General features: G+C 56.8%; 7 protein-coding genes. 5 read left to right on the forward strand and 2 right to left on the reverse strand.

The annotated features are described in order from the left end of the window. Positions 1–120: 120 nt before the first annotated feature. The 3 genes from NB063_RS05190 to NB063_RS05200 all read left to right on the forward strand — a co-directional run bounded on the left by NB063_RS05190 (position 121) and on the right by NB063_RS05200 (position 4,180). Positions 121–1,464: an HD-GYP domain-containing protein gene (locus NB063_RS05190; protein WP_250927690.1), complete on the forward strand. Its 1,344-nt coding sequence runs from the start codon at positions 121–123 to the stop codon at positions 1,462–1,464. Between the two features lie 166 nt (positions 1,465–1,630). Beyond that, positions 1,631–3,109, forward strand: a complete 1,479-nt coding sequence (locus tag NB063_RS05195; RefSeq protein ID WP_250927691.1) for a succinate CoA transferase — start codon at positions 1,631–1,633, stop codon at positions 3,107–3,109. A gap of 36 nt (positions 3,110–3,145) precedes the next feature. Beyond that, complete coding sequence (locus tag NB063_RS05200) at positions 3,146–4,180, forward strand: peptidase M42 (RefSeq protein ID WP_250927692.1); 1,035 nt, start codon at positions 3,146–3,148, stop codon at positions 4,178–4,180. Here NB063_RS05200 and NB063_RS05205 read toward each other — a convergent pair. Together NB063_RS05205 and NB063_RS05210 are read right to left on the reverse strand one after the other, a co-directional pair. Continuing rightward, complete coding sequence (locus tag NB063_RS05205) at positions 4,151–5,164, reverse strand: RluA family pseudouridine synthase (RefSeq protein WP_250927693.1); 1,014 nt, start codon at positions 5,162–5,164, stop codon at positions 4,151–4,153. The genes NB063_RS05200 and NB063_RS05205 overlap by 30 nt on opposite strands. Positions 5,165–5,719: 555 nt before the next feature. Beyond that, the gene (locus tag NB063_RS05210; RefSeq protein ID WP_250927694.1) at positions 5,720–8,173 is read right to left on the reverse strand and encodes a sodium-translocating pyrophosphatase; all 2,454 of its coding nucleotides are present in this window, start codon (positions 8,171–8,173) and stop codon (positions 5,720–5,722) included. Positions 8,174–8,597: 424 nt separating this feature from the next. Here NB063_RS05210 and NB063_RS05215 point away from each other — a divergent pair, with 424 nt between their 5' ends. Beyond that, positions 8,598–10,817, forward strand: a complete 2,220-nt coding sequence (locus tag NB063_RS05215) for a c-type cytochrome domain-containing protein (protein WP_250927695.1) — start codon at positions 8,598–8,600, stop codon at positions 10,815–10,817. Between the two features lie 44 nt (positions 10,818–10,861). After that, positions 10,862–12,265 (forward strand): hypothetical protein, encoded by a 1,404-nt coding sequence (locus NB063_RS05220; RefSeq protein ID WP_250927696.1) that lies wholly within the window; start codon positions 10,862–10,864, stop codon positions 12,263–12,265. Positions 12,266–12,283: the final 18 nt, after the last annotated feature.

Consider the following 12,283-nt stretch of genomic DNA (forward strand, 5'->3'; position numbering starts at 1 on the left):
TTGCCGTGTTGCTAACCCAAACATCGGTTTGACGTGGCATATGGTTTTGTCGGAACACCTGCGATTACGCGTGCGTCAATTTTCCCTATCCGGCCCATATCCCTCACCGCAGCCCGATTCATGCAATCACGTCTCAACACGACCGCGCCTCTCGGTGGCCCTCTGCACGTGAGCGACGACAACGTTCCGTGTTCAGTGGACGACACCGATCGCGGCCAAGTCGAGGCCGAACTGTCACTGCTATCGGACATCGAGTCGCTTTCGGCATCGCTTGGTGAAAAGTTCGAAGAAATTCGAATGATCCACGATCTGACAGCGCGGCTTGAGCTTCAGGACGACCCCAGCGAAACTTGCCAAGAGCTCCTTGAGCAGTTAATCGTTTGCGTCCCCTGCGAAACGCTCATCATTCAGCTCGATCCCGATGAGGACGATTTCCTCGGCGGAGGCATTCAGGGAATCGGCACTCCGATCGCTCTGAGCGATCTCGACAAGATCGTCCATGCGGCGATCAGCGAGAACGGTCTCCAACACCGCAGCGGCAACGTCTCAGACGCCGGGTTCTCATTGATTGCCCCGGAGACCGATGCGGTTTCGAACGGGCGACGTGTCGGTGACCGGCCTGATTGGCAAAAAGAAACCGTGATCGTCAACCAATCGGACGATGAAGCGTTGGTGGGGCGCCGGGTCGTCTTGATGCCCATCGCCCGCGGATCGATACGACTCGGACGGCTTATCGCAATTCGTCAAATGTCGGCAACCGAGTTCGGCACGATCGAGGTGGATTTGATGCGATCGGTGCTGATGGTGCTCGCATTGCATCTGATGAACAAGCGGCAATTCCACGAGATGCAATCCATGCTCGAGGGTACCGTCCGATCACTCGCATCGGCCCTCGACGCCAAAGACGCCTACACGCACGGACACAGTTCCCGTGTCGCCGACTTGGCGGTACAACTGGCACTTCGTCTCGGTCTTGGTGATCGTTCGGCCGAGTCGCTACAACTGGCGGGGATCCTACACGATATTGGCAAGATCGGAATTGATGATTCGGTGTTGAAGAAGACGGGATCACTCACCGAGGAAGAATTCGACCAAATCAAACGCCACCCCATGCTGGGCTACGAGATTCTCAAAGACATTCGGCCGTTTCGCCACATCCTACCGGCGGTTCGACATCACCACGAATCATGGGATGGCCGTGGCTATCCCGACGGGCTGGCCGGTGATGAGATTCCCCGCGATGCCCAAATCCTCGCTGTCGCCGATGCGTTTGACGCGATGATCAGCGATCGTCCGTATCGTCGAGGCATGCCACTGGCAAAAGTCCGTGAGATTTTCCTCAAAGGCCGCGGCCAACAATGGGCCGCCGACGTGGTCGACGCGTTGCTGCAGAGCAACGATTTGATGCAGGCTTATGCCGAGCAACGTCCGTTTGCCCGGCCTGACCTGGAGGCGCCGGCGTAGCCAGCTGCCAATAACGAATCGCATGGGTTGGTTCGATAAACCCATCGTCCTAATTGTCGCAGGGGCTTACCTAAGCCTCCGATTCGCTTGAAACTATGGTTTGTCTTCTGCGATAAACATCGCACATCAACCATCAAGAAACGCGACTCTTTAAAGGACTTTCCCCATGTCTTTGCCATTCCCCACCATGTCTGCCGAGCAGGCCGCAGAGTTGGTCGAACATGGAATGATGGTCGCCATGAGCGGTTTCACTCCCGCGGGATCCGCGAAAGCGGTCCCGAGAGCAATCGCCGTCCGCGCGAAGGAAATCCATCAATCTGGTGAACCATTTCAAATCCGCTTGCTCACCGGTGCGTCAACCGGCGCGAGCGTCGACGAACACCTCGCCGAAGCGAACGCCGTCAGTTGGCGTGCCCCGTATCAGTCGTCGCGAGCCATGCGGAAGCGGATCAACGCGGGTGAAGTCGATTTTGTCGACATGCACCTCTCGCACCTTCCTCAGTCCGTGATGTTCGGGCACTTCGGTGACATCGACGTCGCGATCATCGAAGCGACCGAGGTCACCGCCGACGGAAAAGTCTACCTGAGCACCTCGGTGGGCGCGTCACCGACGTTTCTGAAGAAGGCAAAGAAGGTCATCATCGAGCTCAACCGGGGGCAATCCCGCGACATCGGCGACATGTCTGACATCGTGATCCCCAGACGCCCACCGAACCGACTATCCCTATCAATGAGCCATCCGCTCGAACGGATCGGTAAGAGATACGCCGAGGTCGATCCGGCCAAGATCGTCGCGATCGTCGAAACCGACCAAGCCGATGAACTCGGGGGCTTCACCGACTCGGACGAACTGAGCGAAAAGATCGCCGGCTACGTCGTCGATTTTCTCAGCAACGAACTCGCTTCGGGACGGATCCCATCGAGTTTCCTACCGCTGCAAAGCGGCGTCGGAAACGTTGCCAACGCCGTCACCGCGGGCGTCGGCAAAAGCCCTGACATCCCGGACTTCTTCATGTACACCGAAGTCCTCCAACCGGCGCCGTTCGACTTGATGCGGAGCGGCCGCTTACGTGGCGCCAGCTCCTGCGGTCTCACGCTATTGCCCGAACAGATGCAGGAGATCGCAGACGACATCGAGTTCTTCCGCGACCGAATCGTGCTGCGTCCGCAGGAAATTTCGAACAACCCCGCCGTCGTGCGACAACTCGGCGTGATCGCCATGAACACGGCACTCGAAGTTGATTTGTATGGGCACGTTAACTCCACACACGTCTGCGGCCAAAACATCATGAACGGGATCGGCGGTAGCGGTGACTTTGCCCGCAACGCTTATCTCTCCATGTTCGTCTGCCCGTCGGTAGCCAAGGGAGGCAAGATCTCCGCCATCGTGCCACTCTGTTCGCACACCGACCATAATGAACACTCGGTGCACGTGATCGTGACCGAACAAGGGCTCGCCGACCTGCGTGGGCTGGCACCTGGTGAACGGGCACGCACTATCATCGATAACTGCGCCCATCCGATGTACCGAGATTATTTGCACCAATATCTCGATAAGTCGACCGCTGCCCATATCCGCCATGATCTGCAACACTGTTTCGATCTGCATCGCAACCTGATGGAAACCGGCAGCATGCTTGCTTAAGCTCAGTCGGTCATCAATCGAAACACGCTAGGGATTATGAACGAGTTCCTCCATCTTCTGCGCGCTTTGGTGCGTGAACCCTCCGTGGTCGGAATGGAGGACGCGTTCTTCCGAGTGATCCGACGTGAACTTGAGGAGTGCCCCATCCGGGTCACACGATTCCACGGGCTGTTGGTCGCCGAAGGCGCCGAACCCGAGAGCACATTCGTTTCCGCGCACGTTGACCGACACGGTCTGATGTGCACCGGGCCAAACGAATTTCAATACGCCGCCTTCATCGCCGGAAACCGAGGCGAACTTACCGGCGATTCGATCTCCGAACAGTTCATGGAAACGATCGCTGGACGATTCCAAGGACAACGCGTTCAAGCCCACACGCCCTACGCGGGTTCGTATCTTGGACAGGGAAAGATTATCCAGTCCTACATCTGCCCGCGTCGAAAAAACCTGATTTTTGAACTCGACGGACTCGATTTCCTCCAACCGGGAACCCCGGTCGCGTTCTTGGACCGACTGAAGGAAGCCGATGGCTTGATTTCGGCTCAGTTAGACAACGTGGTTTCGGTCGCGATGCTGATCGAATTGATCCGGTCAGGCTTCCAAGGCACCGCCTTGTTCACCGCCGGGGAAGAAGCCGGGCGGAGTTGGCGGTTTGCCGCCGAATGGTTCCAGCGACACAACATACGCACGAATCGCTTGATCGTTCTCGACACGAGTCCGTTTCCGACCGTCGATGACTTGTTGATCCAGGATGTGGTACTCAGGCATCGTGATGCGAATGCGGAGTTTGACATATCGCTCACTGCGGAAATCGAAAAGACATGTCAAGAACTCGGAATCACATTCCGGTACAAAGACACCTACATCGAAAAAATCAATTTAACTCGCGAGAAACCAATGTCGCTCGGACGAACCGAATTGGGCAGATTGATCTCCGCATCAGGCGGCGACATACGAGGCACAACCTTGCAGTTGCCCACGTCGGCTTATCACACCCAACTCGAAACGGCGAGACTCTCCAGCGTGGATGCTACGCTGAAATTATTGGGGCGTCTCACTGCCGTTGGTTGATTGGCGAAGCAACGCCTGACTCGCCATTGCCCAGGCCGGTGCGGGACTTTGATACCGAACCGATTGGCGTGACTTCGGATGGGTGAGTGTCAGTTGCCAAGCATGCAAACACATCGGCGGCTGATCGATGCGTAACGTTTGCGCGAGCGTCGTTGGATGCGCCCCCGAGTCGTTTGCACGGTTGTAGAACGGGTCACCCATCACCGGAAAACCGAGGGCGGCGGCGTGAACCCGGATCTGATTCGTTCGACCAGTGATCGGCGAGGCGTGCAACAGCGTCGTGCCATCGTCGAATCGTTCGAGACAGCGAAAGATCGTCTCGGCGGGCAGTCCGCGATCGTGTGGGATTCGCGCCCCGCCGGTGCCACCGTCGCTCGCCGGATCGACATGTCGGGCATGCCCGATTTTCAAATCACAATGGTAGTCGTCCCACGGTACGTGCCCGCAAACACGGACGAGATACTCTTTCGTAACCCGACGTTGCTCGAATTGGGGTTGAACGAATGCGGCCGCAGAAGACGTGCGAGAGAACACGACAACTCCCGTCGTGTTGGCATCGAGCCGATGGGCGATCCGCAGTTTTCCGTCAGGATAGACGCGTTCTAATAACTTCGACAGCGTGTTGAGATTAAAGCGACCACTGGGATGCACGGGCAACGGCGCCGGCTTGTCGACGACGAGCAATTCGGAGTCTTCGGAAATGATCCCGATCGTCGCCCGCACTTCCGGTTCGACAAAATCTCGCATCGCATGGCGGTACTGGCCGCCAACGCGGACGCGATGATTCTCGTTGAGAGATTGTGAATCCAGGGTGATATCCCCTGCCTGAATCCAGTTCAGCCAATCTCGACGAGGTGTCGGCGGGTGGTACTGACGAAGAAAATCGATCAGGCGCATGCCCGACTGTGATTCACGAACCCGAATCGTTCGCTCGTTGAGGTAGGGCTGGCAGCCTGGCAAGGTTTCAAATTGGATCCGTTTCATCATTCTCAATCAAAGGCATCGGGGACGCCTCGCAACTTTATCCGCGGATCCAAAATCTCTCTACCACGCCGGACGATCGAGGAATCGATGGATATCGACAAAAATGCCTGACCAATGATGCGGTTCATGCCCTGTTACTTCGTTGACGCTCCCGTCTGGCCGCACACCCCGATCCGATTCCTAGGTCCTCAGCAAATTGTGCGAACTCTTCATCGGGGACCTCTGTCGCGAGACTCATTTCCACAAGTTCGAACACCGGAAAATCTCCAAAGGATGAGAGCGGATTCTTACATTCCCGGCATGACGCTCGACGTAGGCAGTCCCCACTCGGCCAGCTCCGCCTATGTCGACCAAACTCGGCCGACGGTTCAAGTCCAGCTGAACGGCAAAACCGAGCGGTTCGTGATGTCACGGGTCAACGAAATCATATTTTCCGGACACAGGGAATCCGGACACAGGGAAAACGACGTTTCGAAAACACCAGCACCATCAAGAACACTGCCTACGGACACTCAACGAAGTCGAGACTTGCGTTGGCAGCATTGCCGGGAGTGCTCAGAAGATCTCGAGTGCCACCAAGGAATAACGCACGATCAAACCGGCAACCACGACGCTGACCATGCTCATGAGTTTGATCAAGATGTTCAAGCTCGGGCCACTCGTGTCCTTGAACGGATCACCCACCGTGTCACCAACCACCGCGGCTTTGTGAGCAGCGCTCCCTTTGCCCCCGTGGTGTCCGGCTTCGATGTATTTCTTCGCGTTGTCCCACATCCCGCCGCTGTTTGCCATGAACACGGCCAAGCAAAACCCGCTGGTCAAGCACCCGGTTAACAACCCGAGCACCCCACCAACTCCCAACAGCAGACCGACAACAATCGGTAGAAGCAGGCCGAGTAAACTCGGCAAAATCATTTCCCGCTGCGCCGCTTTGGTACTGATTTCAATCGGGCGTTGATAATCCGGCGTCACCGTGCCATCCAGGATCCCCGGGTTTTCTTCAAATTGCCGCCGCACCTCAATCACCATTCCATTTGCAGCCCTGCCCACCGACTTCATCGTCATCGCACAAAACAGGAACGTGCTCATCGCCCCAAGGAAGATGCCAACGAGCACCCTCGGATTCATCAGCGTGGTGTCGAAGTAATGCAGAAAGTCTTGCAACGTCGCTTCGGAAACATGGACGCGTTCTCCTTCGATCGCGGTGGACACCACGTCATCAGTGATCCCATCTCCGCCGGCGACCGCATGCCACGAGGCCCGTTGTTCGGGCGTTTCCGAGCGTGTCGGCATGATCAAATACGTTTGTGTTCCCTCCGGCGTTTTTTCGATCATCAAACTATTGTTGAGTTTGAAGTAACCGTCTCCGGAAACCTCCGACGCGACGTCTTCTCCCCAACGATCAAACCCGTCTCGCACCCCTTCCACATACGCCGCCAACAGCGCCAACGCCGTCAATGCCGCCGAACCGATCGCGAATCCCTTCCCGGTCGCTGCCGTGGTGTTACCAAGACTGTCGAGAGCATCCGTCCGCTCCCTCACGATGGGTTCGAGTCCAGCCATCTCGGCGTTGCCGCCTGCATTGTCAGCGATCGGACCGTAAGCATCTGTCGCCAACGTGATCCCAAGCGTGCTCAACATCCCCACCGCTGCCAGGCCGACACCATACAATCCGAGCGAGAATCGATTGAGATCATTGAAGTGACCACCGTTGGCGAATCCGAACGCCAGAAACATCGCTGCCGAGACGACCAACACCGGAAACCACACGCTCAACATCCCATCGGCAACACCGCCGATAATAATGGTTGCTGACCCCGTCTCCGCTTCCGCCGCGAGATGCTGAGTCGTCGCATACTCGTCGCTCGTTACCCGTTCGGTCCACCAACCGATCGCCCAACCGGCCATCAGTCCGACGATCACACTGATCGCGATCCCCGGAATGAGGTCAAAAAACATCGTTCCAGGAACACGCGGCATCAACCACATAGCGAAGAAAACAGATCCGATCGTCACCAGCAGCGACGAAAGGTTGATCCCGCGGGCGAGAGCTTGCAGCAGCGCTTTCTGAGAAAGTTTGTCGCCAGTCTTAACCGCGTAAACGCCTGCGATCGAACACAGGATCCCGAGCGATGCGATCGCCAACGGCAACACCATCGCATGCAATTGAGCGGACACAACGTCGCCACCTTCGGGCAACATTCCCTGCTGGGTCATCGCGGCAACGCCGAGCGCTGAGGCCGCCAAAATCGATCCCGTGTAGGACTCATAGAGGTCCGCCCCCATCCCCGCAACGTCTCCGACGTTATCGCCGACGTTATCCGCGATCGTCGCCGGGTTCCGTGGCGAGTCTTCCGCTAGACTCTGTTCGACTTTTCCGACCAAGTCGGCACCGACGTCGGCGGCCTTTGTGAAAATGCCACCGCCCACCCGGGCAAACAACGCCTGGGCACTCGCCCCCATCCCGAACGTAAGCATCGTTACTGAGATTTGGTGTAGGCTCATTTCGGCATCTTCACCACCGACCAGCGGCACGCCCCAATAAAGAATCGCGAACCAGATACACAAGTACAGCAACCCCATCCCGACGACGGTCAGTCCCATCACCGCGCCGCTGCGGAAGGCGACCTGCAATCCGTCATTGAGTGACACTCGGGCTCCGGCGGCGGTGCGACTGCTCGCCTGCGTGGCGGTTCGCATCCCAATCCAGCCGCACAAACCGCTGAAAAGTCCCCCGGTCAAAAATGCGATCGGCGAAAATACGGACAACACCCGCAACCCGACCGCCGCAAACGCGAGTAACAAGGTCACCGCCACAAAAACGATCGCGACTACCTTGTTCTGCTGATTCAAGTATGCCCCCGCGCCGACGCGAACACTCTCCGCGATCGCTCGCATCTCCTCGGTGCCCTCATCCGCTTTCATCATTTGCTGATGAAAGTACCTAGCCCAAAACAAGGCGAGCACTGATGTTCCTGTCGCAAGTGACCAAACTAGAATCGCGTCCACTCGGTTATCCTCCCTAAGTTGCGTAATAAAGGTTCTATAGATGCCCTAAATGGTAGCTTAACAGGATCACGAGTGTCCGGTGAGGGCGGGCATCGATTTTCCAATTCTCCCCACTCGCCCACAGATTCCGTGTCCGCTCCCGCTATCAAAATCGCATCCTTCAGATAAGCGTTGGTCAGAACATCTTTCGCAGCTCGAGGGATGGACGCCATCACACGCCCCGCCAACCCCGGATGAGCTGCCGAGTGTCAGACCAAATTGCCATACGAAAACATGATGAACACCAAAAGATCGCACTGCAATCACCGGGCCGGTTGCCGTCCCGCCCGCTTAGCGTAGTAAACTAAGTAGGTGCCACCTGGACCGGATCGTGTCCAGCCCGCGTCTCCTCATCGCACCTTGTCCTGAATTGAGTCGCTCAACCATGTCATCTTCACATTGGTTCTCCCGCGTTTCCGTGCTCACGGTTTGGTTCGGATCGATCGCAATCTTATCAGCCGGTTCGCTCGCCAACGCCGACGACGACGGGGCGAGCAAGTCATCACGGTTGGCAGCCGACGTCAAAGAGTTGCTGCGTTCTCGCTGCTCCCAGTGTCACGGCAACCACCAAAAGCTCGCGGACTTGAATGTCCTTTCCCACGAATCGCTTCTCGAAGACGACCAAGTCGTTCCGGGCGACGCGAGCAATTCACGTTTGTACGAAATTTTGCTTGAGGAAGATGAAGACACGCGGATGCCCAAAGGAGCCCCGCCGCTCTCCGAAAAAGAACTCGCACTCGTGCGACACTGGATCGAAGCCGACGCGCCGGCGTTCCCCGCCGACATCAAACAACCGATCGAACAGGACCGTGACGATTCGCTCAACCAACTCGTCGGGGTTGACTACGTCCTCAAACAAATCCTCGCGCACCAACGAACGCTTCCCGTCGAAAAACGCGTGCGGATGCGTTACTTCAGCTGCAATCATTTGATCGCCGGCGGTGCCACTCGCGAACAACTCGACCTGCAACGCAAAGCACTCGCCAAAGCGGCCAACCATCTTTCCTATCAAACACGCATCGCCCCGCTGACGATCGTGGATGGCGAAACGGCCACGGTTTTCGCGTACGACCTGCGTGACCTCGGATGGCACGTGCAACCGTATCGCGACGCAACCAATGCGGCCAACCGAGCGGAATACAATCTGTTTGACCTCGTCTTGCTCGAATACCCCTATTCGATCGGGTACGAAGCTTCGGAGACTTACGATCGGCTCGCGATGGAATACATGCATCCCGCCGGCATGGTTCGCCCGATCCCTTATGTCCGCGTAGATTGGTTCTGCAGCACCGCTCTGCAACCGGCGCTCTACAACGATCTGATGCAGTTACCGCGTCATCTCGATCAATTGGAAAAACAACTCGGTGTTGATTCACGTGCCAACATCCGCGACGGCATCGCCCAACGCGGAGCGGTCGCGGTGTCCGGCGTTTCGCACAACAACCGTGCGATGGAACGTCACCCATCCAATCACGGGTCCTATTGGAAGAGCATCGACTATGCATCGAGCAAGGGACGTGACAACTTGTTTGCCGATCCGATCAATCTGCACGGTGCGGGCGGTGAAATGATCTTCTCGCTACCTAACGGGTTGCAAGGCTACTATCTCGCAACCGGGGATGGGCTGCGACTCGACGCGGCACCAACGACGATTGTCACGGACAAATTCTCCGAAGACAAAAACGTCCGCAACGGGTTGTCTTGCATCCGCTGTCACGACCGCGGCATGAAACCGTTTCGCGATGACGTCCGGGTCTCCGTGATTGATCTGCCCGGCAGCTACGGTTTCGATAAACGCAAAGTCGCCGAACTGTATCCGCCCAAAGAAGTCATGGACGAACTGCTCGAAGAAGACCGGATACGTTTCCTCACGGCGATGAAGAAAGTGAACGGCGACGACTCCGACAACGAAGCACTCACCCCGGTGGCACGCCGCTTTCTCGACGCACCGATCGCGTACCACACCGCGGTCGGTGAACTTGGGCTGCAAAGTCAAAATGCGTTCGAGGGGATGTTCCGCTCACCCCAGTTCGCGGGCGCCGGCCTCGTGCCGCTGAGTAACAACGGCGTCATCCGCCGGGACATGTGGGAGGACTACTTCCCGTCGATCGTCCAATTCCTCGGGCTCGGCGTTCCCGTGATTCCGATCGACGGGATCACACGCCCAGATTTCCTGGTGGACAATTCCAACATTTCCGTTGCACTGACCACGTCCAACGCCAACAACCTCTACAGCCCTGGCGATGACCTCGTGATCTTCGCAAAGAACGAAGGTCACACCACGGTCTATGTCGAAATGATCGGCACCGGCGTCGGGGGAGAGAAAGTTGTCCTCGTGCCAGCTGGCAAAACCCTCCAACCGGGCGAAACCTTGCGGTTTCCCGAGAAAGGTGCCCTCAAAGTTCAGTCCACGCTGGGCAACGAAGCAATCACCCTCTTTGCGAGCTTGGATGAATTTGCCGCCGGACAGGTTTTGCGAGCAAAGAACATGGCCGACCGCTACGTCCATCCGTTTTACAGTCTGAACGTGCATGGCGGCATCGCTCAAATCAACCACAAAGCCACCAAGATCGAAAAGCATACGATCACCATTGAGACTCGTTAATTGCCCGCCTTCAACTCATCACGTTTTCGATGAAAGTCATCACGATGAAAACCAAGTTTGGCCGACTTCTCTTCGCCGTCCTCATGATCGGCATGAGTTCCGTGTTCAGTCCGCCCGCGAACGCCGCCGACGAACTCGAAAGGGAGTTGGTCCGTGTCTCCAAAGAGATCCTCAAACACGCCAAGGCGGAAGGCTACCGAAATATCGGCGTCCTCAAATTCGCCGTCGAAAACAAATCAGACCCCTTGGGTGGACATGATTCCGCGCTCGGCCGTCGATTGGCCAATAAACTCGAAATGGCCCTCATTCTGAACGTCGACATCACCGACCCGATCGGCGTCGCGAAGCATGCTAGCGACACGGCGGCCACAATCGCGGGAGCAAGCCATGTCTCGAACTCACTCGACGCACGCCAGCGACTGTTCACGAAGAACTACCCCATGTCATGGGGATCCAAGGACTTGCCCATTGATGCCTTCTACACCGGTTCCGCGGTTCTGACGCAAGATCTTTCCCAAATCGTCGTCGGGATTCGAGTACTCGATGGCAAGACCGCATCACTCGAATGGCTGCCGGACTCGCAATTCAAAACCAAACCTGGCTTCGACGAATTAATGGATGCGGGCCAAAGTTTCACCACACGAGGCATCTTTGACGCTGCCAATATCAAACTAACCGAATCAGAGCGAAAAGAGAAAGCGACCGAGGCGGCGACGTTGACATCTCTCGACGTGTCAGACGCATCCGACCAGCAGCGGACCAGCAGCAAGCATCCGCTCTCGGCCGACAATCCTGATTCACCGGTCAAGTTTGAAGTCCACTACGATAACCAACCTCAACCGATTCGTATCGAGGGAGGACTCGCCTTCGTTGCCGAACCCAAAGAGCATCAAAATGTCATGTTTGTTGTCCGTCGCAAGGGCAACGAGCGTCCGCGTCTCGCCGTCGTCGTCAAGGTCAACGGGGAAAACACCCTGAAGAAAGAAACGTTACCTGACGCGAAGTGTGGGGCTTGGATTTTTGAACCACACATGGATGTGTTCGGCATCAAGGGTTACCAAATCAGTCAAAACGAACGGGAACCGTTCCACGTGCTATCAAACAGCGAGTCGATTGCAAAAGAAATCGATTACGGCTCCCACGCGGGAACGATCTCCATTTCGGTATTCCCGGAGCTCAAGACGCAGCCGAAATCCGATCCGATCACGCCGGCAAACGATCTGCTCGCCCTGCTCGAAGATGCCGAGCATCCCACCGACAAACCCAGCACTTTGGCGGCCCTTCGCTCGAAATTGGATCCGTCGTTTAACCACCTCGCCACCCGAGGTTTGATCGCCGGCCAAGGACGGATCAAAGCGGAGGTCGAAAAGACAACCATGAAACGCGATTCCGTTCCACTGATGACGGCGACGCTTCGCTATTACAGCCCGAGCGATCTTCCCGAGTAAATCTAATCCGCTCGGGTT

Source organism: Aporhodopirellula aestuarii, from assembly GCF_023701485.1.
Taxonomy (GTDB): Bacteria; Planctomycetota; Planctomycetia; order Pirellulales; family Pirellulaceae; genus Rhodopirellula; species Rhodopirellula aestuarii.